Annotated in this window: 25 protein-coding genes, 1 tRNA gene and 1 other RNA gene; 17 read left to right on the forward strand and 10 right to left on the reverse strand. The window is 42.2% G+C overall.

What is annotated here, in order from left to right; translation table 11 throughout:
- Positions 1–8: 8 nt before the first annotated feature.
- The 7 genes from K370_RS00780 to K370_RS00810 all read left to right on the forward strand — a co-directional run bounded on the left by K370_RS00780 (position 9) and on the right by K370_RS00810 (position 6,792).
- Positions 9–1,448 (forward strand): DUF6513 domain-containing protein, encoded by a 1,440-nt coding sequence (locus K370_RS00780; protein WP_047537016.1) that lies wholly within the window; start codon positions 9–11, stop codon positions 1,446–1,448.
- Entirely contained in the window at positions 1,445–2,020 is a 576-nt protein-coding gene (locus K370_RS00785; protein ID WP_047537019.1) for a DUF447 domain-containing protein, read from the forward strand. The genes K370_RS00780 and K370_RS00785 overlap by 4 nt, the downstream gene beginning before the upstream one ends.
- 2 nt (positions 2,021–2,022) lie before the next feature.
- Positions 2,023–2,772 (forward strand): (5-formylfuran-3-yl)methyl phosphate synthase, encoded by a 750-nt coding sequence (locus tag K370_RS00790; RefSeq protein ID WP_052185118.1) that lies wholly within the window; start codon positions 2,023–2,025, stop codon positions 2,770–2,772.
- 63 nt (positions 2,773–2,835) lie between these two features.
- A complete protein-coding gene (locus K370_RS00795; RefSeq protein WP_047537022.1) occupies positions 2,836–3,915 on the forward strand; it encodes an OmpA family protein in 1,080 nt (359 codons plus the stop codon).
- 135 nt (positions 3,916–4,050) lie between these two features.
- Positions 4,051–5,415, forward strand: coding sequence for a TRZ/ATZ family hydrolase (locus K370_RS00800; protein ID WP_047537025.1), 1,365 nt, complete (start codon positions 4,051–4,053; stop codon positions 5,413–5,415).
- A gap of 13 nt (positions 5,416–5,428) precedes the next feature.
- The gene (gene ubiG, locus K370_RS00805) at positions 5,429–6,124 is read left to right on the forward strand and encodes a bifunctional 2-polyprenyl-6-hydroxyphenol methylase/3-demethylubiquinol 3-O-methyltransferase UbiG (protein ID WP_047537028.1); all 696 of its coding nucleotides are present in this window, start codon (positions 5,429–5,431) and stop codon (positions 6,122–6,124) included.
- A 14-nt stretch (positions 6,125–6,138) separates the two neighbouring features.
- Entirely contained in the window at positions 6,139–6,792 is a 654-nt protein-coding gene (locus K370_RS00810; RefSeq protein WP_047537031.1) for an HAD family hydrolase, read from the forward strand.
- A gap of 32 nt (positions 6,793–6,824) precedes the next feature.
- Here K370_RS00810 and recR read toward each other — a convergent pair whose 3' ends face one another.
- From recR to K370_RS00835, 6 genes are all read right to left on the reverse strand, one after another.
- Positions 6,825–7,421, reverse strand: coding sequence for a recombination mediator RecR (gene recR / locus K370_RS00815; RefSeq protein ID WP_047537035.1), 597 nt, complete (start codon positions 7,419–7,421; stop codon positions 6,825–6,827).
- Between the two features lie 60 nt (positions 7,422–7,481).
- Positions 7,482–7,790, reverse strand: a complete 309-nt coding sequence (locus K370_RS00820; protein ID WP_200883408.1) for a YbaB/EbfC family nucleoid-associated protein — start codon at positions 7,788–7,790, stop codon at positions 7,482–7,484.
- Between the two features lie 37 nt (positions 7,791–7,827).
- Positions 7,828–9,573, reverse strand: coding sequence for a DNA polymerase III subunit gamma/tau (dnaX, locus tag K370_RS00825; protein WP_047537041.1), 1,746 nt, complete (start codon positions 9,571–9,573; stop codon positions 7,828–7,830).
- Between the two features lie 56 nt (positions 9,574–9,629).
- An RNA gene (gene ffs, locus K370_RS11955) (signal recognition particle sRNA small type) lies at positions 9,630–9,726 on the reverse strand.
- A gap of 90 nt (positions 9,727–9,816) precedes the next feature.
- Positions 9,817–10,203: a DUF779 domain-containing protein gene (locus K370_RS00830; RefSeq protein ID WP_047537044.1), complete on the reverse strand. Its 387-nt coding sequence runs from the start codon at positions 10,201–10,203 to the stop codon at positions 9,817–9,819.
- 142 nt (positions 10,204–10,345) lie between these two features.
- Complete coding sequence (locus tag K370_RS00835; protein WP_047537047.1) at positions 10,346–11,866, reverse strand: aldehyde dehydrogenase family protein; 1,521 nt, start codon at positions 11,864–11,866, stop codon at positions 10,346–10,348.
- 324 nt (positions 11,867–12,190) lie between these two features.
- Here K370_RS00835 and K370_RS00840 point away from each other — a divergent pair, with 324 nt between their 5' ends.
- Complete coding sequence (locus tag K370_RS00840) at positions 12,191–13,429, forward strand: adenylate/guanylate cyclase domain-containing protein (protein WP_047537050.1); 1,239 nt, start codon at positions 12,191–12,193, stop codon at positions 13,427–13,429.
- 102 nt (positions 13,430–13,531) lie between these two features.
- Positions 13,532–13,621 (forward strand) — tRNA-Ser (locus tag K370_RS00845).
- Positions 13,622–13,678: 57 nt separating this feature from the next.
- Here the strand turns inward: K370_RS00845 and K370_RS00850 are convergent.
- A complete protein-coding gene (locus tag K370_RS00850) occupies positions 13,679–14,293 on the reverse strand; it encodes a TetR/AcrR family transcriptional regulator (protein WP_047537055.1) in 615 nt (204 codons plus the stop codon).
- 137 nt (positions 14,294–14,430) lie between these two features.
- Between K370_RS00850 and K370_RS00855 the strand changes: the two genes are divergently transcribed.
- The 4 genes from K370_RS00855 (at position 14,431) to K370_RS00870 (ending at position 18,214) form a co-directional block, all read left to right on the forward strand.
- A complete protein-coding gene (locus K370_RS00855) occupies positions 14,431–15,228 on the forward strand; it encodes an SDR family NAD(P)-dependent oxidoreductase (protein ID WP_047537058.1) in 798 nt (265 codons plus the stop codon).
- 45 nt (positions 15,229–15,273) lie between these two features.
- Positions 15,274–16,179 (forward strand): alpha/beta fold hydrolase, encoded by a 906-nt coding sequence (locus K370_RS00860; protein ID WP_047537060.1) that lies wholly within the window; start codon positions 15,274–15,276, stop codon positions 16,177–16,179.
- 71 nt (positions 16,180–16,250) lie between these two features.
- Positions 16,251–17,675 carry a DHA2 family efflux MFS transporter permease subunit gene (locus K370_RS00865; protein ID WP_047537062.1) on the forward strand — a complete coding sequence of 475 codons (1,425 nt, stop codon included), beginning with the start codon at positions 16,251–16,253 and terminating at the stop codon, positions 17,673–17,675.
- A gap of 92 nt (positions 17,676–17,767) precedes the next feature.
- Positions 17,768–18,214, forward strand: a complete 447-nt coding sequence (locus tag K370_RS00870; RefSeq protein WP_047537070.1) for a YiiD C-terminal domain-containing protein — start codon at positions 17,768–17,770, stop codon at positions 18,212–18,214.
- An 82-nt stretch (positions 18,215–18,296) separates the two neighbouring features.
- On the opposite strand, the gene K370_RS00875 is transcribed toward K370_RS00870, so the two are convergent.
- Together K370_RS00875 and K370_RS00880 are read right to left on the reverse strand one after the other, a co-directional pair.
- Positions 18,297–18,896: a pyridoxamine 5'-phosphate oxidase family protein gene (locus K370_RS00875; RefSeq protein WP_047537073.1), complete on the reverse strand. Its 600-nt coding sequence runs from the start codon at positions 18,894–18,896 to the stop codon at positions 18,297–18,299.
- A 94-nt stretch (positions 18,897–18,990) separates the two neighbouring features.
- The gene (locus K370_RS00880) at positions 18,991–19,536 is read right to left on the reverse strand and encodes a carboxymuconolactone decarboxylase family protein (RefSeq protein ID WP_047537076.1); all 546 of its coding nucleotides are present in this window, start codon (positions 19,534–19,536) and stop codon (positions 18,991–18,993) included.
- Between the two features lie 138 nt (positions 19,537–19,674).
- Here K370_RS00880 and K370_RS00885 point away from each other — a divergent pair, with 138 nt between their 5' ends.
- Positions 19,675–20,568, forward strand: a complete 894-nt coding sequence (locus K370_RS00885; protein WP_047537079.1) for a LysR family transcriptional regulator — start codon at positions 19,675–19,677, stop codon at positions 20,566–20,568.
- A 130-nt stretch (positions 20,569–20,698) separates the two neighbouring features.
- Here K370_RS00885 and K370_RS00890 read toward each other — a convergent pair whose 3' ends face one another.
- Positions 20,699–21,010, reverse strand: coding sequence for an ArsR/SmtB family transcription factor (locus K370_RS00890; RefSeq protein ID WP_047537082.1), 312 nt, complete (start codon positions 21,008–21,010; stop codon positions 20,699–20,701).
- A 114-nt stretch (positions 21,011–21,124) separates the two neighbouring features.
- Here K370_RS00890 and K370_RS00895 point away from each other — a divergent pair, with 114 nt between their 5' ends.
- The 3 genes from K370_RS00895 to K370_RS00905 all read left to right on the forward strand — a co-directional run bounded on the left by K370_RS00895 (position 21,125) and on the right by K370_RS00905 (position 26,050).
- Complete coding sequence (locus tag K370_RS00895) at positions 21,125–21,877, forward strand: SDR family NAD(P)-dependent oxidoreductase (protein ID WP_047537085.1); 753 nt, start codon at positions 21,125–21,127, stop codon at positions 21,875–21,877.
- A 618-nt stretch (positions 21,878–22,495) separates the two neighbouring features.
- Positions 22,496–24,601: a TonB-dependent receptor gene (locus K370_RS00900; protein WP_047537088.1), complete on the forward strand. Its 2,106-nt coding sequence runs from the start codon at positions 22,496–22,498 to the stop codon at positions 24,599–24,601.
- A gap of 12 nt (positions 24,602–24,613) precedes the next feature.
- The gene (locus K370_RS00905; RefSeq protein ID WP_047537091.1) at positions 24,614–26,050 is read left to right on the forward strand and encodes a PepSY domain-containing protein; all 1,437 of its coding nucleotides are present in this window, start codon (positions 24,614–24,616) and stop codon (positions 26,048–26,050) included.
- The last annotated feature ends 144 nt before the right edge of the window (positions 26,051–26,194 follow it).

Here is a 26,194-nt window from a genome sequence, read left to right on the forward strand (position 1 = left end):
GCTTTTAAATGAAACCAAATAAGCCAGAAAATCTACTTTTTTTGACAGGCAAGCTGGCGGAAAAAAGTCTGAATAAAGTGTTGCAAACGATTCAATCCGACGCTAAAACACCGCAGTTTAAATATCGCATTGAGCAAATAGGCGTTTCTGTAGCCGCGTTGATGACGCCGGATTTGATTGCAAGACGTTTAAAAGATATTGGCAATGCAGATAAAGTGATTTTGCCTGGATTGTGTCAGGGGGATCTAACCGTGTTGCAAACGCAATATGGTGTGCCGATTGAACGCGGACCCGCGGATTTAAAAGATTTGCCGCAATACTTTGGCAATAAAGGTGTGGCGCCAGACTTAAGCCAATATTCAGTGCAAATTTTCGCTGAAATCGTCGATGCGCCAGATTTAAGTGTAGATGCGATTTTAGAAAAAGCATTACGTTTTGAGGCGCAGGGCGCCAACGTGATTGATTTGGGCTGCTTGCCGGGGAAATCATTTTTGCATTTAAAAGACGCTATTCAAACGCTCAAGTCCGCTGGGCTCAAAGTGAGCGTGGATTCGATGCATGCGGATGATTTGTTGTTAGCGGGGAAATCTGGTGCAGATTATCTGTTAAGTTTGACTGAGAAAACGATATGGATTGCCGATGAAGTCGCCGCTACGCCGATTTTAATTCCCGCCAAGCCGGGCAACATGGCGTCACTGTATCGCGCAATTGAGCATTGTCTTAAACACAGTAAACCGTTTATTGCCGATGCGATATTGGATCCTATTCATTTTGGTTTGGCTGATTCGATTGTGCGGTACCACAAGCTGCGTAAAAAATATCCACAGATTCAAATCATGATGGGCGTGGGTAATCTAACTGAATTAACCGACGCCGATACCACAGGCATTAATGCGATTTTGTTTGGCTTGATTAGCGAGTTGGATATTCAAGCGGTATTAGCCACCTCTGTGAGTGCGCATGCGGTTAATGCGATTGCTGAAGCGGATAATGCGCGCCGCGTCATGCATCGCGCAAAGCTGGATGGCAGGCTGCCACGCGGTTACAGCAATGGGTTGCTTGGACTGCATGATAGAAAACCTTTTCCTTATAATAAAGAGGAAATTGGCGAAATAGCCGCGCAAATCAAAGACCCTAGTTTTAGAATTATGGTGAGTGAAGCTGGTGTGCACGTCTATAATCGTGATGGTTTGCAGCAAGATGTTGATCCATTTGCCTTTTATCCCAGTTTAGGTGTGCAAAATGATGCATCACATGCTTTTTATTTGGGTGTAGAACTTGCGCGTGCGCAAATTGCTTGGCAATTAAAGAAGCGTTATGTGCAGGATGAAGCTTTGAATTGGGGTGTTTCAAGTTTAATGGAAAAAGTAGACGATAGAAAAAGTCACCGTGAAGCTTCTTTAAAAGAAAAGCAGCAAGCAAAACAACAAGAAAATAAAAAACAATGATTTTTGAAACCATTATTACCACTATTAATACAGCAGGCGTTCCGCATGTCACGCCTTTTGGTGTGCGTTATGAGGGCGAGAATGTTGTTATTTCTCCTTACAAACCATCGACGACTTTAACGAATATCTTAGCAACAAAAAATGCGGTGATGAATTTAACGGATGATGTCCGCGTGTTTGCGGCGGCTTTAACTAATCGTCAAGCGTGGCAGCTATTAAAAGCCAATCAAATAAATGGCTTCAGGCTGGCGAATTGCCTTGAACATGTAGAGTTGGCGTTAATTGAAGTGCGTGATGATGCAGTTAGGCCGCAGCTTATTCTGCAGAAAATAGAAACGCAACATCATCAAGCGTTTAGTGGTTTTAATCGTGCGCAGGCAGCTGTGATAGAACTTGCCGTTTTGGTGAGTCGTTTGCATTTGCTGCCTATAGAAAAAATCCAAACTGAAATGCAGTATCTACAAATTGCGATTGATAAAACTGCCGGTGAAAATGAACTGCTGGCATGGACTTGGCTGGTGGAAAAAGTAAACCAATTTTATGCGACACAAATACCAGAAAAGAAACATTAGGCATGACACAGTTATTGATTAGCGTTAAGGATGCTGAAGAGGCGTTAGTCGCGTTAGATGCTGGCGTTGATATCATCGATTTGAAAGATCCCAATGTTGGTGCGTTAGGTGCGCTGAATTTAGATGTTAGCCTACAAATCTTACAAAAAGTTCAGCAATATAAACAGTTAAGCCCCCACCGAGCTTTACCACTGACTAGCGCTACGGTGGGTGAAGTTCATGCAAATTTAGATGCACTGCTCAACGAGGTTGATGCAAGAGTAAAAATGGGTGTTGATATTATTAAAATTGCGGTGTCTGATCTATTCAACAATACTGATTATCTAATTGATATTGCTCGATTGCAGCATACCAAGTTAATCGCCGTATTTTTTGCGGATCAGCCTATGGATTTAACCTCGCTTGAAAAGTTAAAAATTAGTGGCTTTTATGGTGCGATGATTGATACGCATAAAAAACAGCAAAACCTGCTTGAAATATGTAGTTTATCGACTTTACAAAGCTTTACACAAGCCTGTAAGGAAATTGGCTTAAAATCTGGTCTTGCTGGCTCTTTAAAACCACAACATATTGAAAGTGTGGTTGCTATCAACCCATCCTATATTGGTTTTAGAGGCGGTGTATGCGCGAGTGAGTCACGAGTAAACAGATTAATTCATCATAAGCTCGTCGATGTGAAAGAAATGTTGCAAGAACACAACAAAATCAAGAGCAAGGCGCAAGTAAGCTTGAGTTTAGCGTTGCATAGTTAAAGTAGTTTAAGTATAGTTCGTATGTAGATGTTTGTTCGTCTGTTTTTAATTAGGAGTTTAACAATGAAAAAGAATTTAATCGGTTTAGCTGTAGCAACGACACTTAGCCTTACAGCCTTAGCAGTATCTGCAGAAGATATGTACCGTGGCGCTTGGTATGCAGTACCAGGTGTTAGCTATATGCACACAGATAGCGACTTAGAGGCTGACAATGGTTTACATGGTGGCTTTATTAGCATTGGTAAAGAATTAAGCCCAAGCTGGGATCTACAAGGCCGTTTAGGTTATAACCGTGCTGATGAAGATACAGGCATTGCTGGTGCTGGCGGTAAATACAAACAAACTACATTGGGTTTAGACGCATTGTATATGTTCAGCCGTGAAAAGTTCCGTCCATTCTTACTTGCTGGTATTGGTGCAGCACGTAACAACGTAGACTACTCAGGTGTAGATATTGGTGACAAAACTAAAACATCTTTAATGGCTAATGTGGGCTTGGGTGCTCAGTATCTATTTAATGATAAATTTGGTTTACAAGCTGATTTACGTCATCAGTGGAGTAGGTCAGATGCTAAATCATCAACAAACGATTTTGATGCAGATAAAACAATTGGCAACACATTGTTCAACGTTGGTGCTATTTTCCGTTTCGGCGCACCAGCACCAGTAGTTGCAGAAGCAACTCCAGAACCAGCTCCAATCGCCGCAGCAGAGCCAGCACCTGAGCCAGCTCCAGTTGCATGCACTCCACAATTAGAAACGATTACTGTTGATGCAGAAAAGCTATTCGGTTTTGATCAGGCAAACCTAAAAGGTGAAGGTAAAGTGGCATTAGATGACGCTGCTGCTAAAATCAAGGAAAATCCTGCTATTCAAGCAGTGATTGTAACTGGTCACACAGACCGTATCGGTTCAGATGCTTATAATCAAAAATTGTCTGAGCGTCGTGCTAATCAAGTAAAAGATTACTTGACTGCACAAGGTGTTGATCAATCAATCATTCAAGCAATCGGCAAGGGCGAGTCTGAGCCTGTTGTTCAGTGCGTAGGTAACAGTAAAACTAAGAAATTAATTTCTTGCTTACAGCCTAACCGTCGCGTAACAATTCAAGCTGAAGCTAAAAAAGAAGTTGGTTGCAATTAAGTTTTATTTCAATATTTAATTAAAACCTAATTAAATAAAAAAGCCCTGCAATGCGGGGCTTTTTTATTGCCTGCTGACTATTGTTATTGTAGACACTTTATTAATAGCCAGTTAATTTGTCGTTATAATATACCTATGAAACAATCTGCTGACTTAATCATTGAAGCACGTTGGTTGCTGCCAATTATCCCACGCAATAAATTGTTAGAGTATCAGGCCGTAGTCATTCAGTCTGGCAAAATTATTGATGTTTGTACATTTGCACAAGCCAGTCAGCAATATGAGCCCAAAGAGCTTGTTCAGTTGAATGAGCATGTACTGATGCCAGGATTAGTAAATTTACATGCACATGCCGCGATGAGTTTGATGCGCGGCTTAGCGGATGATTTGCCATTAATGCCATGGTTAGAGCAGCATATTTGGCCTGCGGAGCAAAGGTTACTGTCCCCCAGTTTTGTGTATGACGGTACTTTGTTAGCATGTGCCGAGATGTTAAGTGGTGGAATAACGACATTTAATGATATGTATTTTTACCCAGTGGCGGCGGCAGAAGCCAGTTTAAAAATTGGCATGCGTGCAAACTTGGGTCTGGTTGTGCTGGAGTTTGCCACTCAATATGCTAATGATGCTGAAAGCTATATCGATAAGGGTACGGATGCGCGCGATCAACTTAAAAGTGAATCGCTTATTTCATTTAGTTTTGCACCACACGCGCCTTACACGGTAAATGATACAACGTTTAAGCAAATTAATACGTTAAGTGCGCAGCTTAATATCGGATTACATATTCATCTGCACGAAACTTTAGCCGAAATCGCACAAAGCGAAAAAAAGCACGGTACACGACCGTTGGCACGTTTGGCACAGCTAGGTTTACTTGACGCAGCAACCACTTTTGCACATTGTGTGCACTTAAATGCATTTGAAATACAATTATTGGCGGAACATGGATGCAGTATTGCACATTGTCCGAGTTCAAATTTGAAATTAGCTTCAGGTATTGCGCCCATTGCGGAATACACAGCGCAGGGCATTAATGTTGGTTTAGGTACAGACAGTGCAGCCAGTAATAATCGTTTAGATATGTTTGCAGAAATGCGGCTTGCTGCTTTATTGGCAAAAGGTTTTAGTCATGATGCAACCGCTATTTCAGCGCATCAAGCTTTAGAAATGGCGACGATTAATGGCGCAAAAGCATTGGGTTTGGATGATCAGTTGGGCTCGATTGAAATTGGCAAGCTTGCCGATTTAACTGCAATTAAATTAAGCGATATCAATATGCAACCGTGTTTTGATCCTGTGTCGCATTTGGTTTATGTGGCTGGACGTGAGCAAGTCAGCCATGTTTGGGTGAGTGGCGATTTGAAGTATTACAAACCGAATAATAACGACGGTGTCTATAGCCATGTGGAGCCACAAGAGTTGGTGGATATTGTGACTAAATGGCAAACTAAACTTGCTGAGTTTAAAACAACCACCTCTAAACCATTATTTAATTAAGTGATTAAATTTTATGTCCAATTACGATATTGCTGAACTGAACAAATTTAGTGAGTTAGCCCATAAATGGTGGGATAAAACCAGTGAATTTAAACCGCTACATGACATTAATCCCTTGCGTTTACAATATATTGACCAAGCGATTTCATTATCAGGAAAAACTGTTTTAGACGTTGGGTGTGGCGGCGGTATTTTAAGTGAATCAATGGCAGAAAAAGGCGCAACTGTTACCGGGATTGACTTAGGTGAAAAGGCATTAAAAGTCGCGCAGTTGCATAGCTTGGAAACAGGGGTCGAGGTTGATTATCGCTTAATAGCGGTTGAGCAGTTAGCGGAAGAAATGCCGGCAAGTTTCGATGTTGTTACCTGTCTGGAGATGTTGGAGCATGTGCCAGATCCCGCCAGTATTGTGCGAGCCTGCGCTAAATTAGTGAAACCTAGCGGCCATGTATTTTTCTCTACGATTAATCGCAATGCAAAAGCCTATGTATTTGCCGTTATTGGGGCAGAATACGTGCTCAATATGCTACCAAAAGGTACGCATGATTATGCTAAATTCATCAAGCCTTCTGAACTGGCAAGTTGGTTAAGAAATTCTGATCTCTCATTGCAACATCAAATTGGCATGCAATATAACCCTATTACGCAGCGTTATTGGCTGGATGGTGATATTTCAGTGAATTACATGATGCACACGATTAAAGCTTAATAGGTATTATTGAATTGATTCATACAATTTTGTTTGATTTAGATGGCACATTAGTTGATACCGCACCAGATTTAGGCCACGCACTCAATATTCAATTGAGCAGACACGGTAAATCAACCTTAAGCGATGCGACCATTCGACCTTTTGCTTCACATGGTTCACGTGGGCTGATTGGATTGGGTTTTGGCATTACGCCAGCAGATGCCAGTTTTTTAGCCCTGCGCGATGAGTATCTTAATATTTATGATACCGTGTTCACACGTAGCCCAGTATTACTGCAAGGTATTGCAGCGCTATTGCAAGTGATTGAAAGTAAAGGATTAAAGTGGGGAGTTGTGACTAATAAGCCACGCCGTTTCACCCAGCCATTAATTAAAAGCATGGGTTTAGATCAGCGAGCAGCCTGTGTGGTAAGCGGGGATGATGCACCGCAACCTAAACCATCGCCAGCTACACTTTTAATGGCTTGTGAACAGATGAATGTGAAACCGGAAAACTGTATTTACATTGGCGATGCGGAACGCGACATTCAAGCAGGCAAGGCAGCTGGCATGCAAACTGCAGTCGCTTTGTTTGGATACATTGATAATAGCGATAAGCCGCAGGATTGGGGTGCGGATGTCATGTTGCATAAACCTGAAGATTTATTAGATTTAATTGGCTTTTGAGTTTTAATTTATAACCAGACAACGATGATAATTTAAAGCTGCTTTCTACCAAGTAGCGCCATGGATAAAGTCCCACTGTCTACATATTCAATTTCACCACCCATTGGCAAGCCGCGTGCAATACGGCTTACGGCGATTCCGCGTGTTTTTAGCAGCTCGCTAATGTAATGTGCTGTTGCTTCGCCTTCAACCGTGTAATTTGTCGCTAGAATGACTTCACTAATCACACCATCTTGCGCACGTTTAATTAGCTTATCCAGATTAATCTCTTTAGGACCTATGCCATCCAAAGGTGATAGTTTGCCCATCAACACAAAATACATGCCGCTGTATGAGTGCGTTTGTTCCATCATCATTAAATCCGTTGGCATTTCAATCACGCATAATTGTGATTGTTCGCGTTTATCCGATGCACATAGTGGGCAAACAGGTGTTTCAGAGAAGTTATTGCATAGCGTGCAATGACCTAGTGCTTGTAAGGCATTTTCTAAGCTATTACCTAATTTTGCAGCGCCTTTGCGGTCACGTTGCAATAGATAATAAGCCATCCGCAAAGCGGATTTTGGGCCTACACCAGGCAAACAGCGGAGCGAATCGATTAATTGCTCAAGAGCAGGCGGGTTTTTCAACGCAGAAACTTTGTGTGATTAAATTAAAGTAAATAATGAAAAAGACTGAGATAAAATCACTTAAAAAGGTAATTTAAAGCCAGCAGGCATCATGCCGCTCATGCGCGCATTGGATGTTGTTTCTGCTTTTGCTCTTGCATCATTTAAGGCAATCAGTAACAAATCTTCTAACGTTTCTCTGTCATCCATTGCAGCGTCATCAATCACTACGCGTTTTACCACGTTATTACAGGTCATGCTGATTTTAACCAAGCCGCTGCTGGCAACACCTTCTACCAATGTTTCAGCTAATTCAGCCTGCGCTTTTTGCATATTCGCTTGCATTTGCTGGGCCTGCTTCATCATATTGCCCATGCCGCCTTTCATCATGTTTTGCTCCTTTTTTAATCGTTAATTGTATTTAAATTTAAACAGGTTTTATTGAGTTAGGGATTATGGTTGCGCCAAAATCATTCATTAATGCTTGGACAAAGCTGTCTTGCATAATCGCCGCTTCTGCCGCGCTTTGCACCGTTGCTTTTTCTGCTGCATTTTGTTTGGCTGGCGTAATAATTTCGGCTTCATGTACGTTACCGACTTCAACATTTAATTTTATTTTCTTACCAAAATATTGGTTAATCGCAGTAGATAGTTTGTCTTGATAACTTGGGCTGACTAAATGCTTCTGACTCTCTGCAACACGCAAGGTGATACTGTTGTCGTCATAACTCACCATCTCACAATTTTGTGCCAGTGCGCGCGCAAGCCCTAGTTTCAAGTTTTGTTCAACTAATCTGCGCCAATTACCATCGAAACTGGTGTTCGCTGCGTTAGTATTTTCTACACTATTATTCTGTTGTTCGGTGTTGCTAGGTTCAATAATGCTAGGTTCAGGATTACTCGTTTCAACGGTAGATGTTTTAGTCTCCGACGCAGGTGATTCCGCAATACGTAATGCATTGTCATGTAAATTGGTGCGTGCTAAGTCAGGCTGTTTTTCAATCGGACTAGGAATAGCATTATTAGTTGGTTTTGATAGTGGCTGTTGCGTTGAAATGGAAGGTTTTGGCTGAATAGCAGTTAATTTCTCATGCGGTGCAAAAGCCAACATCCGCAGTAAACTCATGGTAAAGCCTGCATACTCGTCAGGTGCTAAACCAATATCTCGGCGACCCAGCAATGCAATTTGATAATACAACTGTAATGTCTCTGCTGGCAATTTTGCGGCTAAATCCATGAGTAATGCATGCTCAGGATAATCGTCTGCAATGCTGTTAGGCACGGTTTGTATGACAGCAATCTGGTGCAGAATATTAGCTAAATCATTTAAAGCGGCTTCAAACGCAATGTTGCGCATTTGCATGGATAAGGCTTTTTCAATCAGCCCTGCGCCATCCTGGTTAATTAGCGCATACAAAATATCAAACAGATATGTTTGGTCGATTGCGCCCAGCATGCTGCGCACTTCAGTTTCATTCACGGTTTGATTGCCGTATGCAATCGCTTGGTCTGTCAGTGATAAGGCATCGCGCATGCTGCCTGCCGCTGCACGTGCAATCAGGTTAATTGCCGCTGGCTCATAAGTGATGTTTTCTTGAGTGAGTACATTTTGCAGATGCTCAGTGATGGTGATACTGGCCATCTGCCTTAAATTAAACTGTAAGCAACGCGATAAGACGGTGACAGGTACTTTTTGTGGGTCAGTCGTAGCTAGAATGAATTTAACGTGTGCTGGAGGCTCTTCTAGCGTTTTAAGCATGGCATTGAACGCACTTTTAGACAGCATATGCACTTCGTCAATAATATACACTTTAAAACGGCCAACTGTAGGCGCGTATTGCGCGTTATCCAGCAACTCACGCATGGCATCCACTTGTGTGTTAGATGCAGCATCCACTTCTAACATATCTACAAAGCGACCACGGTCAATCTCAGTACAGGCATTACACACACCACAGGGCGTGGCGGTGATGCCTGTTTCGCAATTCAGCGATTTGGCTAAAATCCGCGCAATGGTTGTTTTGCCAACGCCGCGTGTGCCTGTAAACAGATAAGCATGGTGCAATCTTTGCTGCGTCAACGCATTGGTTAATGCGCGCACTACATGCGGTTGGCCAACTAAGGTATCAAAAGATTTGGGGCGATATTTGCGTGCTAAAACGAGATATGACATAAGCGAGACTTTAGCTTAAAAATTGGATTTCGTCTAAGCTAAAATGATTTTTAAGAAGAGGCGAGCCAAGCCCCCGGCACTTGCTCAATAGTTGTGGCTGCTTGCTTCCGCATCTGACCAGGTTGGCTACTTTACAATGCGGGGAGGCCCGCCAGACGGTATTTTACCTTAATTCCAGAATCCACCAATAAAAATTGTACATTTTTATTGGTTAAGTATTCGCGAAATTTAAACTTCAAACTTCTATGCATAGCCAGCACGTTGCACAGGTGGCAACGCGGCAAGTTCTTCGTCCGAATATAAACGTCCTTGTGTAATAAATGCAAATCCACTGCCGCAGTCTAACGAAAATGAACCGCTAGAACCAGGTTGTGCATCAAGTATCGTGTGCATATTCTCAGCGAAAGTAAAATGGCTGTCACTCATATAAAAAGTGGCTTTTTTCTCCGTGCCTAATACACCAAGAATGACATCAGATGCACTGGCATGGAACTCATTTTTTGGCATGCATAATGGGCCGCTGCCCTCACAACAACCACCGGATTGTAAAAATACTATTTCACCATATTGAGCAGTTAACTTATCAATTAATGTTAACGCTGACGCGGTTGCAGATAAACGTTCAGCCATGATTAACTCTCCAAACTAAATCTAGTTAGTTACCGTGTGACCTTAAATATAACACGCGCAAATACCAGAAACTAAATGTAACGCTGAATAAATAGGGGCGAGTAAACCCGCCCCTATTTTTGCTCAATATACTAAAGTTATTTTAGAAGAAACCTAGTTTATTTGGGTTATAACTTACTAATAAGTTCTTAGTTTGTTGGTAATGATCCAACATCATTTTGTGATTCTCGCGACCAACACCTGATTCTTTATAACCACCGAATGCTGCATGCGCAGGGTAGGCATGGTAGCAGTTTGTCCACACACGGCCTGCTTTAATACCACGACCCATGCGGTAAGCGGTTGTACCATTGCGAGTCCAAACACCAGCACCTAAGCCGAAAATAGTGTCATTAGCGATTGCCAATGCCTCTGCTTCGTCTTTGAACGTAGTTACAGCAAGCACTGGGCCAAAAATTTCTTCTTGGAACACGCGCATTTTGTTGTGGCCTTTTAGCAAGGTTGGTTGAACATAATAGCCTTCTGCAAAGTCACCTTTTAACTCATTGCGGTTACCGCCGATTAATACTTCCGCGCCTTCTTGTTTACCAATATCAATGTAATTCATGATTTTGTTCAATTGGTCTTGCGAAGCTTGTGCGCCAAGCATGGTATTTGGGTCTAGTGGATTGCCTTGTTTAATCGCCGCAACACGTTTTAATACGCGTTCCATAAATTTATCGTAAATGGATTCTTGAATAATGGCGCGTGATGGGCAAGTACAGACTTCGCCTTGGTTGAAAGCAAACAATACCAAGCCTTCAATCGCTTTATCGAAGAACGCATCATCTTCATCCATAATATCGGCGAAGAAAATGTTAGGTGATTTACCACCTAGCTCAAGCGTAGCAGGAATCAAATTGCTGGCGGCTGCTTGTGCAATCGCGCGGCCAGTTGCAGTCGAGCCAGTGAAACCGATTTTAGCGATACGTTTACTGTTAGCTAACGGTGCTCCTACTTCACGGCCATAACCATTCACAATGTTAATCACACCAGCCGGTACCAAGTCGCCAATTACTTCCATTAAGATTAAGATAGAAAGCGGTGTGAATTCAGCGGGTTTTAATACGACACAGTTGCCTGCAGCCAGTGCAGGTGCCAGTTTCCAAGCTGCCATCAGAATAGGGAAGTTCCAGGGGATAATTTGCCCAACAACACCTAGCGGTTCATGGAAGTGATAAGCAATCGTGTCGTTATCAATCTCGCTAATGCTGCCTTCTTGTGCGCGTATTGCGCCGGCGAAATAGCGGAAATGGTCAACTGTTAATGGAATATCCGCATTCATCGTTTCACGAATGGGTTTGCCGTTATCAATGGTGTCGGCAGTTGCAATTAACTCTAGGTTCGCTTCAATTCTATCGGCGATTTTAAGTAAGATGTTGGAACGTTCAGTTGTGGAAGTCTTGCCCCACTTGTCAGCGATAGCATGCGCAGCATCCAATGCTAGCTCAACATCTTCTGCGCTAGAGCGTGCAGCCTTTGTATAAGCTTTGCCTGTAATCGGTGTAATTACATCAAAATATTCGCCTTTAACAGGAGCAACCCATTTGCCGCCGATGAAATTATCGTATTGGGCTTTATAAGGGATTTTTACGCCAAGGCCTTTTAGTAAATCTAAACTCATGCTAACTCCTCTAGTTTTGCTATTGATAATATAGTATTTCCGTTGTTACAACCGCATCGCTTCGTTGCTGTTTTTGGGATGTCTAAATTTTCACTTAGTTCCACGTATGTATTTGTTATTTAAGATTTTTTTATCTCTTTAACAAATACATTTACCATTAATTGGTTGAGGTAAACAATAACTCTTAGTTGTGTGCAAATCAAGCAAAAATAATATTTTCATTCCAAATTTATTCTCGATCTATGGCGAAGCGATGCCGCATACGCTATAGTTTGCGCAATAGAAGAATGTTAACTTTATAATAAGTAAGGTAAAAACGCATTTATGTCTGATTCGTCAGCGGTTTTTGGAGTTACCACTAGAGAGTTTTGGCATAACATCAGCCATCCAACAGATTCCACCTTAGGCAAAGCCATACTTTCAATTCTAGTTTTCGCTGAAAGTCTGGTTTGTATTTTTTGGATATTTACACTTTCGGGCCTTGGCGAAGGTTATGCAATCATGGCTGCCGTGCCATATGCCTATATTATTCTTTCCTACGCCAGTCTTCTGGTTTTTTACCGCACTAAAAAATTCGAATATTTCACTTTTACTCAGTTAGTCATGTTGCTGGTTATGCCATTTTTTATGCAATGGGCAATTGGCGGGTACGAAGCTTCTAGCGGTATAGCGATTTGGGCAATTTTGTCGCCCATTGGCGCGCTAATGATTTTAGGCACTAAACAATCCACGCCCTGGTTTATTTTATTTGCTTTTTTGGCGGGTTTGTCTTGGAAACTTAACTACTTATTTGCCGGCAATTCTTTGCCGATCCCCACGCATGTAAAAGATACTTATTTTTTAATGAATATTATGGGCACCGCATGTATTTTGTATGCGGTAATGCGGTATTTTCAAAGCCAAAAAGAACGTACCCTGCATGAGCTTAAATTAGAGCAAGAACGTTCAGAAAAACTGTTGCTGAATATTCTGCCAAAATCCATTGCAAATCGTTTAAAAGATAATGATATGCGTATTGCAGATAGCCACGATGCCGTGACTATTTTATTTGCGGACATTGTAGATTTTACTAAACTCACAGCCGATATGCCGCCAGCCGAGTTGGTTGATTTGCTAAGTCAGCTATTTTCTCGTTTTGATCGATTGGCGGATCGTTACGGTTTAGAAAAAATAAAAACCATCGGTGATGGCTATATGGTGGTAGGTGGGGCGCCAGTTAGTTTGGATGATCATGCCAATATTATTGCGCAACTGGCCTTACAAATGCAGGATGAGCTAGCGCTATTTAATGCGCATATTGATAAGAAATTACAAATGCGCATTGGTATCAGTAGCGGTCCTGTGGTCGCAGGCGTCATCGGCACCAGTAAATTTGCCTATGATATTTGGGGTGATCCGGTCAATATGGCTAGCCGAATGGAAAAAAATGGACTCCCTGGCATGATTCAAGTGAGTGAATTTACTTATAATCTCATTAAAGATAAGCATACTCTTGAATCGCGAGGTTTAATCCAAATTAAAGGTAAAGGTAAAGTTAATACTTATTTGCTTAAAGCTCAATAATTTGCTGCATTCAAGTTGCTAAGTCGCTTTGCGCGCGTTTGTGTATCGTATATAATCCGCCGCTCAAGTTAAGGCAAAACTTGCACTAGTAATATTCTACTAGGAGAGATGGATGAGCGGTTTAAGTCACCACCCTGGAAAGGTGGCACAGGGTTTACCCTGTCGAGAGTTCGAATCTCTCTCTCTCCGCCAATAATTAGTTTCAAGCAATCCAGTCAAATCCCAAAAACCAGCCTAAGCGCTGGTTTTTTATTGATTATTTCCCGGCCAAATTTTCAGCGCTAATTTAGCGACTTCTAAAAGTTCATCTTTTGCAGCACCACTTGTCGCCTGTACTGACATGCCTTGGTGCAAGGTAGCCAGATACTTAGCCAAATTTTTAGGGCTTGTATCATCTGGTAAATCACCATCTACTTTTGCTTTCGCAAAGCGCTCCGCCAATAAGTTTTCGTATGAAACTCTGTATTTGATTAGAACATCTCGAATCAGCTCGGCACTCTCGCCGCTCGACAACGCCCCCTGAACAATCATGCATCCTTTGGGATGCTGGGGGTCAGTAAGAAACTCAGCAGCCTTAACTAAAAAAGCCTCTGCAACTTTGTAAGCAGTTGGCTCATTGATGACATCTTTCACAAATGCTACAGGGCCTGTTGCATATTTCAGTAATGCTTTATGAAACAGCTCTTCTTTATTGCCGAAGGCTGCGTACAAGCTGGGCTTATTAATGCCGAGTGTTTCGGTGAGTTCAGCTAAAGATGCACCCTCATAACCTCTTTCCCAAAAGATTTTCAGTGCTTTATCAAGCGCTTCATCCATATCAAACACTCTGGGGCGACCACGCGATTTTTTAAGTTCAGTTGTCATGAATAATCTCTTAAATTAATTAATATACCAATTGTTACAAAAAAAGATTGACATGGCAATAGTGATTGAATTATATTTATTTACCAATTGGTATTTAATTATCAATTTTCATTATATTTTTAATAGCAGAGGTGAATATGAGTTCAGTACAAAAACAAGGTAAGGCATTAATAACAGGTGCATCAACAGGTATAGGGGCTATCTATGCAGATCGACTGGCTAAACGCGGCTATGACCTGATTTTAGTTGCACGTGATGAAGCAAAGCTCAACCGGGTTGCCGACAAGATTAAGGCTGAGTATGAAGTAAGCGTTACAGTGATTTCGGCTGACCTGACTTTGAAAGATGAGTTAGCGCGTATCGAAAGTGTGCTTCGTTCAGACAGCAGCATTACTTTGTTGGTCAATAATGCCGGGCTGGGTGCAGTGACAAAACTTGCGGAATCCAATATAGATGATATCGAAACTATGATTTCCTTAAATGTGATTGCGCTAACAAGACTATCAGCCGCGATTACACCGGGGCTCATTGCAAGTGGTCATGGCGCCATCATCAATATTGCATCCATCGTGGCACTGGCACCTGAATTACTGAATGGCGCATACAGCGGTTCAAAAGCCTATGTAGTGAACTTCACGCAGTCAATGCATCTTGAGTTAGCCGATAAAGGTATCAGAGTGCAAGCCGTGTTACCAGGTGCTATTGATACACCGTTCTGGGATAAGAGCGGAATGCCCGTTAACCATCTCCCCGCACAAATCGTCATGAATCCAGAGGCATTGGTCGATGCGGCTTTAGCTGGTTTTGATATGGGTGAAGTCATCACGATTCCATCATTGCCAGATTTGAACGATTGGAATGTGCTGGAAAATGCGCGTAAAGCACTGGCCCCCAATTTATCACATACAACACCTGCAAGCCGATATCTGAGTTAAGCATCATTTTCCACTATACATAGATGAATCAAAAAGGAGTTATACATGCATAAATTTTTAAAATCCCTACTATTCGTAGCCACTACATTTTCAGTGGTTGAGTCGAGCGCAGCGCTAGCTGCTGAAAAACTAGAAACAGCGCCAACTCAATATATAGAGGCTAATGGCGTCAAATTTTCCTACCGCACACTTGGGCCTAAATCGGGCACGCCATTGATATTTCTTCAACACTTTACTGGTAACATGGATGCTTGGGATCCAGCTGTAGTGAATGCTTTAGCCAAAACACGTCCTGTAGTAGTGTTTAACAACAGAGGCGTTGGCGCAACTAACGGGGTGGTAGCAGATAGCGTTGCACAAATGACAACCGATGCTTATGCCTTTATTCAAGCATTAGGCTATAAGCAAGTGGATTTACTCGGCTTTTCCATGGGTGGTTTTATTGCCCAAGAGTTGGCTGCTCAACATCCTGAATTAGTGCATAAGGTCATTCTTGCCGGCACTACACATCAAGGGGGTGGTAATCATTTGATGAAGGTACTCGGCGAAGCCTTTGCAAGAGCCAATGCACCAGATCCACGTGATTATTTATTCTTCTCTCAAACAGATGCAGGTAAGCAAGCCGGCAAAGCGTTTCTGGCAAGAGTGTATGCAAGAACAAAAGACCGTGACCCTGAGAGTGGTAAAGAAATTGCAGATGCCCATGGTAAAGCGTTGATTGTATTTACCAGTACACCAGACCCTGAGTATAAAACATTGAAGGCAATCCAGCAGCCTGTATTGGTTGTCACTGGTAGTAATGACACGATGCTGCCTACCGAAGGTTCGATCACGCTGTATAAGCAACTTGAAAATGCGCAATTAGTGCTTTATCCAGACTCCAATCATGGGTCTATCTTTCAGTACCACGATGCATTCGTTAACACAGTGGACTTTTTCTTAAGTCATTAACTAACCGGCCACGCCTCAAGGAGGCAGTGGCCAGTTACCACCATTATTTATACTGAATAGTGAGAACATAGATGAAACCAGCAGAGTTTGTGTATGCCCCTAGCGAAAAAATAATGCCTGGCGCATGGCGTGTGTTTGCCATTGCATGCATTGCAGTCTTTATGGTGTCCCTCGATACCACCATCCTGTATGCAGGGTTTAACAATATTCTGCAAAGTTTTCCTGCTTCTACCGCTGCCGATTTATCTTGGGCAATGAATGCTTACTCGATTGTATATGCTGCGATGCTGATACCAGCGGGCGGCATTGCAGATAAATACGGTAGGAAAAAAGTATTTATATTGGGTGTTACTCTGTTTATTACAGCTTCACTTGCCTGTGGTGCTTCACCCAGCGTATTTTGGTTGATCGTTGCACGCGTCTTCCAGTCAATAGGCGCATGTTTATTATCACCAGCAGCATTAGCCATTGTGCTTGAGGCTTTTCCAAGAGAAAAGCGCATGATAGTGATGGGTGCTTGGGGGGCGGTGGGTGCTCTAGCCGCTGCATTAGGCCCTGGAATCGGCTCATTTATTATTGATATAGGCGGCTGGCAGTGGGCATTTTTTATCAATATTCCCATTGGTTTATTTTGCCTCTGGCAAAGTATGACAACATTGCATGAGTCGACACAGCCTAGAGACAAAATACGCCTAGACTGGGTTGGAATGCTATTGCTGATCATCGGTGTGGGCGCGATTGCATTTAGTATTGTCGAGTTGAATTCGGCGTATTGGTCTAAACCGGCACTAGCAGGGGTCATGCTGCTTGGTTTGGCTGTAATTCTGAGTTATATCCCTTGGGCTAAAATTAATTCAGAGCCACTATTCGATCTAGATCTATTTAAAAACAAAACTTTTTTATTTTCTAATCTGGCTGGGGTTGTGTTTAGCATTGCGTTTTCAATCATGTTTTTTTCGTTTTTCTTTTGGATGAAAAACGTTTGGCACTATAGTCAGACATTGGCAGGTGCTGCAATCATGCCCGGGCCATTGCTTGTCGTACCAACTGCAATTATTGCAGGAAAACTCGCCTCGAAAATCGGGCATCGCCCATTATTAATCACGGGGTCACTCACTTATGCCTTAAGTGGCTTATGGTTTATGCTAATGCCAGACACAAGCCCCGACTATGCCACAGAGTGGCTTCCGGGCTTAATACTCAGTGGTATCTCTGTAGGGTTGGTGATGCCTTCAATATCAGCCGCTGCAGTGTTTGGCTTACCTGCAAAAGATTATGCAGTTGGCAGTGCCATCAGTCATGCGGTACGCCAAATAGGTACAGTGATCGGCGTTGCTATCACCGTGCTTTTGCTCGCGCAGACCAAGCTGCAGATCACCGACTTTACACCAGTGTATGCAATTCATATTGTTTTAGCACTTATAACAGCCATGCTGTGTATTCCAGTCAATACACATCCTAGACAGTTGTTGCCTGTAATCAGTCAGAAAGGTTAGTTGTATAAAACGAAAGGTAGTTATGGGTATTGGGGTTGTAAGCTCATAATCGCGTTAAAATATTACTTAATTCTTTCTTGAATGAGCTCAATATGCTTATACCCGAGTTTGAGCAATACCTATTCCGTGCTATTCCCATCACACGAGCGCTAGGCATAAAAATTGATGCCATTGACGCTAGCCGTGCATCAATATCCGCGCCTATTGAGTTGAATAAAAACCATCTCGACACGGTCTTTGGTGGAAGTTCATCGATGGTATGCATAGTGACAGCCTGGTCACTATTCCAACATCGTATTATTTCCAATCAGCTGAATGGGCAATTAATGATTCGTGAGCAAGAAGTGAATTATTTTAAGCCGATTACAGATGATTTCGTATGTCATGCTTATTTTAATGAAGATGCAAACTGGGATTTATTTTTAACTACATTTAAAAACAAAAATAAGGCAAGGCTAGGCATTACTGCGAGCATCTATCAGGACGATAAGCTTGCTGTCGAATTTAAAGGGGTATTTGTCTTACTTGGTTCAGATTGAGAATAAGTGATAAAACACCGTCGAAAACAGTATTTAACAACTCAATAAAAAGCGGACTCAACATCCGCTTTTTATTTGGTGGCTACATTGCGGCATTTTCACGTAGAAACGTAATTTCTTCGATCAATGGTTGAATAATGGTATCCACTTCGGCTTTGCTGTAGCGAGGCGTAATATGCTGTGGGCAGTTCCATTCAACAGCTTCTATATGAATGATAATTCCCCGCTCTACGCGCGCGCGGTAGCTTGGCACTTCTAAACGAGCAATGATCTCAGGCGCCTCTGATTCATGCACAATCCGAACTGTCCCCCACAGTTTCAGGCGGCGGCGATTAGGATAATCCATCAGAATAAGCGAGATTCTGGGGTTAGCATTCAAATTACCCACACTCAGGTATTGTTTGTTACCGCTAAAATCAGCATAGCCAATCGTTTCATTATCAATCACACGCAAAAAACCTGCTGGTCCCCCACGATGTTGTACATAAGGCCAACCACTTTCTGAAATGGTCGCTTGATAGAAACTGTCACGCGCCTGTATAAATTCAGTCTCAAATTCACCTAATGTATTACGCGGATCATCCGATAGCTCAAAATGCTGATTGCGCTCGCGACTTCCATAGAGACTTTGCGCCGCTTTAACGCTATCGGTAAAACTAATAGTGGCAAATGCTTTTGGCATGATCAAACTCCTTTGCAGCTTTATAGTAACAACTAAGAATCAAATGAATCAAATGAATCGAACGCATCTAAACCGCTGAAAAACCGTGATGCAATTAGACAGAAATCTTTAAAGCAACCTTAGGAAAATCAATGTCTAAGCGGCTCGCTTTACCAATCATATTGGTCAGAATATTCAGGCCAACATGGGTGATAATTTCTACGATATCTGCATCTGAGTAACCTGCGTTTCTTGCCTCTAGCAATTCAGCGGTCGTAACTTCACCGGTATGTTCAGCAAGAGAGCGTGCCAATTTCACGGCTATCGCAGCTTTAGCATCTTGGCTACTTCCCGCGCGGTTAGCAGAGATTTCATCACCGTTTAACCCCGCTTTTTTACCAATAGCCGTATGCGCAGACAAACAATACTCACAAGCATTTTGCTGGGCCAAGGCCAGTGCGATACGTTCACGTGTTTGTGGCTCTAAGCTACCTTCATTCGCAATACCATGCAGACCCAAAAAGGCGCGTAATGCTGCGGGTGAGTTAGCAAAGACCTTTAGAAAATTTGGCACCATCCCTAGTTGCGATTGAATGGCATCCAGTAATTCTTTTTGTTCTGTATTTGCAGTTTCATTGGTAATAGTTGTAATGCGGCTCATGATGAATCTCCTTTAAAGTTAGCTGTATTTGCACCGCTTAATCTATTGATGCAGCGGATGTATGCATTCTTTCACTTTACATTTGCAATAAGAATACTTAAAAAATACAATAAACTATTTCATTTATAGGAATAATAAATGGACAGATTGAACGTGATGGCCATTTTTGTCGCAGTGGCTGAACAAGAAGGGTTTGCTGGCGCGTCGCGCCTTTTAAACATATCACCACCAGCAGTTACCCGTGCCATAGCTGCACTGGAAGAGCATTTGGGGGTAAAGCTTTTTAACCGTACAACGCGCTTTGTCAGATTAACGGAAGCTGGTCAGCGCTATTTAGAAGATGCCAGACGTATTATTGCGGCTGCAGACGAGGCGGATGAAGCGGCAACGGGTATCAACGCTGAGCCAAAAGGCCATCTGGTTGTCACCGCTCCAGTCTTATTTGGTCGCTTGTATGTGATGCCAGGTATCTCAGACTATTTGCAACGGTATCAAAACACTGAGGTTACTGCGCTATTTTTAGACCGCATTGTCAATCTGCTGGAAGAGGGGGTGGATGTTGGTATTCGCATTGGCGAGCTTCCTGACTCCAGCTACAACGCATTGCGCGTGGGTCAAGTAAGGCGCGTTTTATGTGCGTCACCTTCGTATCTCTCAGAACACGGCATTCCATCTGTACCAGATGCACTGGTAAAACACCAACTTATTGTGGCTGGTGCGATTAGCTCTACAGTAGACTGGCGATTTGAGGATGCAGGCTCACCTGTGACTATTCGAGTTAAACCACGTCTCAGAGTCACCAGTAATGATTCAGCGATTGAAGCAGCTATGTTGGGATTAGGCATTACACGCCTGCTTTCATATCAAATCGCAACACAATTAGCCTCGGGGGAACTCAAAATCATCATGAGCGATTTTGAGCCAAAGCCTATGCCCATTAACATTATTCATCGTGAAGGCCGGTATGACTCTGCAAAGATCCGATCTTTTATTGACTTGATTTCTATGAGATTAAAAACAACACTTCGTTGAATGAATAGTTTATAAAATTTAATTGGCTGTGCAAATTGTTCGTAAAGTCCATTCAATAAATTTCGATTAATATTAAAGACAGTAAACGAGCCAAAGCGGTGATTATGGCATCATAAAATAAAAGAAATATTTAATCTGCGAATTTTAAAATTTCATCTAGCAAGCCAGGGAAGCGCTTGTTAATGTCATCGTAACGCAGAACATTTCTATTTGTTACGCCAACTTTTCCTGTTCGGATAATGCCAGCTTCACGCAAAATACGAAAATGATGTGAAAGTGTGGACTTTGCCATATTGGGGCAAGGTGCAGCTTCAGAGCAGGACATACAATCATTCTTCTTGATCATATTTCCTACAATGCGCAAGCGCATAGGATCAGCCAACGCACCAAGCACGCCAGTGAGAGTAATATCTTCTATAGATGGGTGAACAAACTGAACCATGCAATAAATTATACAGGAGTCGTTGACAAGGTTCAATAGTTCAATTATATTGAACTATTGAATGATGAAGCATCATTTGAATTTAAATTCCTAAAATTATGAATGGAGATAAAAATGAATAAAAGATTAGCAGGAAAAGTTGCTTTAGTTACTGGCGCATCAAAAGGCATAGGTGCGGCAATTGCATTGCGTTTAGCTGATGAGGGAGCACTAGTTGCAGTAAATTATAGTTCTAGCAAAGAAGGTGCTGACTACGTAGTATCTGAAATTATAACCAGAGGTGGTAGAGCAGTTGCTGTGCATGGTAATTTATCCGAGCCAGAAGAAATTAAAAGCGTTATCGATGCAACCAAAAAAGCATTTGGTGCAATCGATATTCTTGTGAATAACGCAGGCGTGTATGAATTTTCACCGCTAGATAGCATTACACCAGAACACTTTCACAAGCAATTTAACCTGAATGTGCTGGGTTTACTGCTTACAACACAAGAAGCCGTACGAGCATTTAGCGATAAAGGCGGCAGTGTTGTGAATATTAGCTCAGGTGTTTCTACAATTACGCCGCCAAACAGCGCTGTATACACCGCTACTAAGGGCGCAGTGGATGCGATTACCATGGTGCTATCTAAAGAGTTGGCAGCAAAAAAAATACGTGTGAATTCGGTAAATCCTGGCATGATTGCAACCGAAGGGGTAGTAGCCGCAGGATTTCACGAAGGTGATATGCGCACTTGGATTGAATCCGTTACGCCGATGGGTCGCATCGGTACAGTGGAAGAAATTGCTTCAGTTGTAGCCTTTCTTGCCTCTGAAGATGCGGCTTATGTAACAGGTGAAACTTTACATGTTACGGGAGGTTTGCGTTAATAATTGAAATATTTCAGATGGCCATTATCTCAAAAGAAAAGCGATAGATATGGCCATTTTGAGTCGGTAACATTTTTTTACTGAGTTGACCTAAAAAGCAGTGCTTTAATGAAGTCTGCTAGAGTAAGTTTTAGCCATAATCACTGAAGTCTGGTTTCAAGTAGAGCTGACCAGTCAAGTCCAATAAGCCAGCCAAACTGCTGGTTTATTTTAAAGTGAAACTACAGCTTAATAGATAGACACAAATTCTACTACGCCAGTCAACATCTCAAATCCATCACTTAGACCATCAATGCTCCTCATGAGCGGCATTGCAACATCCCTTTATTCTCTAAATAAATTTTTTCAAATTTGTCTCTGCAGAAACAGTTACATCTCGTAATTGTTGCGCATTAAACAGTAATTGACGCTTTGATTTGTAAGATATTGATTTTTATGTATTTTTTATTGGCATGATTCATGCCAATAACTATCTATATAGGGTGCCCACCTATCGGACATTCAGCACTGATGGTCAGGTTAACAATCACTATATTTAAGTTTAGTTATACATGTTCAATTCAGCCTGGTTGCATTGTTATTTAGAAACAATGCTGCCTGAATAAATTAAGGGAAGTGATGAGTAAATATAATAAATTATTGGCGGCTGCAATTGCAATCGCGCTGCCTTATACAAGCGTTTACGCGGAGGACGATGTGCTGTTGGGTGAGGTTGTTGTGACGGAAAAAAATCAGGCTAAAAGTGCATTGAAATTAACTGATGTAAACAAGACAGGAAGTCGGCTAGGCTTGACTGCTCTGGAAACACCAACCAGTATAGAGTCAATTGATATTTCTACTATCCGATCCCGTGGCGATAACAATGTACGCGAGGCCGTTTCGCGTTCAACTGGTATCACCGACATTAGCAATCTTGGCACGGGCGTTGCCTTTTCTGCGCGAGGTTTTACAGGAAACAACTCTGTTGGGCAAGCCGAAGATGGCATACGTTTACAGACGGCTGCGAGCACATTGACTTACCCGTCTGATACTTGGGGTTACCAGCAGTTCGATATTCTGCGTGGGCCTGCTTCTGTGTTGTATGGGGATGGTACTGTAGGCGGCATCATTAATAGCATACGTAAAGCACCTAGTCGCGAAAGCCAGTTTGAGGCACTAATCGGGGCAGGTACGCTTGGTGTTTATCGCGCAGGTGTTGGCGGGAGCGGGGCATTGGGCGAAGCCGGTGCATTTCGAGTCGATGCCTCTGTAACGGGAGGCAACGGCTATGTTAATCATGGGGATTATGACAGTGCAAAGATAATGTCAGGCGTGTTGATTGATATTAATGAAGACCTACGCATTAATTTAACTGCTGACGTAGCGGATGAAAATCCAACCCGTTACACCGGTATCCCTCTCAGAAATGGTCGCATTGATGAGTCATTACGTAATCAAAATTACAATGTTAGTGATAGTAAGCAGCATTTTGAGGATACACGCCTGCGCGCTAAAGTAGACTGGGATATTAATGATACGACTAAGTTAAGTAATATCAGTTATTGGTCCAAGGCAGATCGACATTGGCGAAATGTGGAATACTTTTCGATTGATGATACAAGCAATACAGTTGATAGGTTTGGTTATACGGAAATTAAGCATAAACAAAAGCAACTTGGTGATCGTTTAGAGCTGGCTTCAACCGCAGACATATTTGGGCACCATAATCGCTGGGCTGTTGGCTACGAAATCTCACGCGTGGATTTTAGTTATTATGATAATTTTTATGATGGTAACGATCCATCCTCTAATGTGCCGATTAAAAATTTCCCACGCGGATATTTCACAACTATTGACCCAACAGTCAAAGATTTTGTTTCAACAACCCAACAGCAAGCATTCTTTGCTGAAAATGCTTTTGATATTACCAAGCAAATCAAGTTTATTACGGGTTTAAGACAGGATTGGATAGATGTTGACCATGAAAGCAAGCTTGGCCGTGCCAATCTGGATGCAGACTATGCACCTTTTTCATATCGCGTAGGGGCTGTATTTCAGCCGACAAAATCATCTTCTTTGTATGGACAGTTTAGTCGTGGATCCGACCCGGTATCCTCTATCGTTTCGATTCGACCCAGCAGTGGTGCGTTTAAGCTCACTTCGGCACAACAAGCAGAAGTTGGTGTTAAGCATGTCTTAGCAGATGGCAAAGGCGAATTGACTTTCGCGTTTTATCATATTGCTAAAGATGACATTATCACGCGCGATCCAAATAACTCAACATTGCGCGTTCAAGGTGGCAAACAGTCATCACGCGGCGTAGAGCTGGCAGCAAGTCTTTTTCCAATAGAACATTGGCGCACTGATCTAAATGTAGCTTTATTAGATGCGCGTTATGACAAGTTGACTGAAGGTGGTGGAGTTAATCGCGCAGGGAATACGCCGATAGATGTACCTGAAAAGACCGCTAACCTGTGGCTTTATTATCAACAGCCTGAATGGGAAGCTGGTATTGGCGCAAGATTTGTAGGAAAGCGCTATGCGGATAATGCAAATACATCTGTTATGCGTGGTTATACAATTTATGACGCGAATGTCGCCTGGAACGTAAATCCGAAAACCACACTCAGGGCAAGTTTACGCAATTTAACAGATAAAGTTTACGCGCCTGTTTCATATGATACGGAGCAGTTTATTTTGGGTGAATCACGCCGAGTTGAGCTTACTGCAGAACTGAAATATTAAGCCAGTTTAGTGATGATTAAATTTGTAATTCGCTATCTGTCCCTGTGGCATCGCTGGCTTGGCATTTTTGCCTGTTGTTTGTTCATGCTATGGTTTGCTACAGGGTTGGTATTACATTTTGTGCATTTTCCTGAACTGAGTGCTGAAGAGAGGTTTGCTGGATTAAAGCCAATTGCAACACAAAGCGTAAAGCTTTCGTTGTATGAGGCTATTCGCCCTTTGCCTTATTTTGAGCGCATAACAAGAGCAAAATTAGTCATGTCTGGCAGTCGCCCCGTTTATGTCGTACAGCATGATAAAAGCGTAAATGGCATCTATGCAGATACAGGTGAGGTGCTGCAAACAGTTTCAACAAGTGCGGCGCTTGCCATTGCTAATCAACACGCTGAGCAACGTGGCATTGATGTACAACAATCTGTCCACGTAGCGCTGAATGATATTGACCAATGGACAGTCTCTAATGGCTTGGATGCTTACAGACCATTGCATCGTATCCTTATAAATGACGATAAAAAAACGGAGCTATATCTCTCTGATATAACTGGGGAGGTAGTGCGTGATACCACCCAGTTTGAAAGGGGCTGGAATTACGCTGGCTCAGTTGTACATTGGATATATCCTACTTTTCTGAGAAAGCACTGGCAAGTGTGGAATTGGCTGGTTTGGACACTATCATTAATAGCATTGATCGCAGCAGTTACTGGCATTGTTCTGGGGATTGTGCGATTGCGATGGAATCATGCCAAGTCTGTTTCACCATTTCGCGGTATGCATTACCTGCATCACTTAGGTGGTGTGCTGGTTGCCACGTTTCTGTTTACTTATATATTAAGTGGCTGGTTGTCGATGGATCACGACCTTTTATTTTCGGGTAATGATGTAACTGCAACGCAAAGACAAACTCTGGCGGGTGGAAAAATTAACTGGCAGCAGTTTGATTCTGTAGAAATTACGCTTGCAGAAGGCGTAAAACAATTAGAGTGGGTTCAGTTAGCTGGCAACCCATATGTTTTGGCAACGTATCAGTACGACTCTCAAAAGGTTTTAAGTCAACTTGGTATAAGTGATAATTTTGCACTATCAGCATTTACATCGCAAAGTACACAGTTTCTAGAAGGCGCCAGTTGCGTAATACCCATTTTAGTAGATAAAAATGATGCTTATCGTAGTGCAACGGCTAAGCCTGATGCGCAATTGCTACGTGTGATTTGTGATGATGCTAATAAAACTTGGTTTCATATTGATGGATCCAATGCGCAAATCATAGAAAAAATTGATTACTCAAGACGTTGGTATCGCTGGTTATATAGCGGACTTCACACATTGGATTTTTCAATCTTAAATAATAATCCTCAGTATAAAACTGCTTTAGTTCTGATTTTTTGCGTGTTGGGATTCTTGTTTAGCCTGACAGGCGTTGTCTTAGGTTGGCGCCGCCTAAGGTTTTAGATGAGAGTTTAGTATCAAAATTTTATTCTGATTTTTGTAGAGTTTATTGGTTTTATATAACTTTTTATTATTAAAGTATAACTTTATATTATTTAAAAACATAAGGACATGGTGATACATTTCCGTTTTAGTTATGAATCGCCA

The sequence above is a fragment of the Methylotenera versatilis 7 genome, from assembly GCF_000799165.1.
GTDB lineage: Bacteria > Pseudomonadota > Gammaproteobacteria > Burkholderiales > Methylophilaceae > Methylotenera_A > Methylotenera_A versatilis_A.

Coding starts and splice junctions, on each gene's coding strand:
- K370_RS00780 (WP_047537016.1), top strand. CDS start 9: ATGAAACCAAATAAGCCAGAAAATCTACTTTTTTTGACAGGCAAGCTG.
- K370_RS00785 (WP_047537019.1), top strand. CDS start 1,445: ATGATTTTTGAAACCATTATTACCACTATTAATACAGCAGGCGTTCCG.
- K370_RS00790 (WP_052185118.1), top strand. CDS start 2,023: ATGACACAGTTATTGATTAGCGTTAAGGATGCTGAAGAGGCGTTAGTC.
- K370_RS00795 (WP_047537022.1), top strand. CDS start 2,836: ATGAAAAAGAATTTAATCGGTTTAGCTGTAGCAACGACACTTAGCCTT.
- K370_RS00800 (WP_047537025.1), top strand. CDS start 4,051: ATGAAACAATCTGCTGACTTAATCATTGAAGCACGTTGGTTGCTGCCA.
- ubiG (WP_047537028.1), top strand. CDS start 5,429: ATGTCCAATTACGATATTGCTGAACTGAACAAATTTAGTGAGTTAGCC.
- K370_RS00820 (WP_200883408.1), bottom strand. CDS start 7,790: ATGATGAAAGGCGGCATGGGCAATATGATGAAGCAGGCCCAGCAAATG.
- dnaX (WP_047537041.1), bottom strand. CDS start 9,573: ATGTCATATCTCGTTTTAGCACGCAAATATCGCCCCAAATCTTTTGAT.
- K370_RS00830 (WP_047537044.1), bottom strand. CDS start 10,203: ATGGCTGAACGTTTATCTGCAACCGCGTCAGCGTTAACATTAATTGAT.
- K370_RS00835 (WP_047537047.1), bottom strand. CDS start 11,866: ATGAGTTTAGATTTACTAAAAGGCCTTGGCGTAAAAATCCCTTATAAA.
- K370_RS00840 (WP_047537050.1), top strand. CDS start 12,191: ATGTCTGATTCGTCAGCGGTTTTTGGAGTTACCACTAGAGAGTTTTGG.
- K370_RS00850 (WP_047537055.1), bottom strand. CDS start 14,293: ATGACAACTGAACTTAAAAAATCGCGTGGTCGCCCCAGAGTGTTTGAT.
- K370_RS00855 (WP_047537058.1), top strand. CDS start 14,431: ATGAGTTCAGTACAAAAACAAGGTAAGGCATTAATAACAGGTGCATCA.
- K370_RS00860 (WP_047537060.1), top strand. CDS start 15,274: ATGCATAAATTTTTAAAATCCCTACTATTCGTAGCCACTACATTTTCA.
- K370_RS00865 (WP_047537062.1), top strand. CDS start 16,251: ATGAAACCAGCAGAGTTTGTGTATGCCCCTAGCGAAAAAATAATGCCT.
- K370_RS00870 (WP_047537070.1), top strand. CDS start 17,768: ATGCTTATACCCGAGTTTGAGCAATACCTATTCCGTGCTATTCCCATC.
- K370_RS00875 (WP_047537073.1), bottom strand. CDS start 18,896: ATGCCAAAAGCATTTGCCACTATTAGTTTTACCGATAGCGTTAAAGCG.
- K370_RS00880 (WP_047537076.1), bottom strand. CDS start 19,536: ATGAGCCGCATTACAACTATTACCAATGAAACTGCAAATACAGAACAA.
- K370_RS00885 (WP_047537079.1), top strand. CDS start 19,675: ATGGACAGATTGAACGTGATGGCCATTTTTGTCGCAGTGGCTGAACAA.
- K370_RS00890 (WP_047537082.1), bottom strand. CDS start 21,010: ATGGTTCAGTTTGTTCACCCATCTATAGAAGATATTACTCTCACTGGC.
- K370_RS00895 (WP_047537085.1), top strand. CDS start 21,125: ATGAATAAAAGATTAGCAGGAAAAGTTGCTTTAGTTACTGGCGCATCA.
- K370_RS00900 (WP_047537088.1), top strand. CDS start 22,496: ATGAGTAAATATAATAAATTATTGGCGGCTGCAATTGCAATCGCGCTG.
- K370_RS00905 (WP_047537091.1), top strand. CDS start 24,614: ATGATTAAATTTGTAATTCGCTATCTGTCCCTGTGGCATCGCTGGCTT.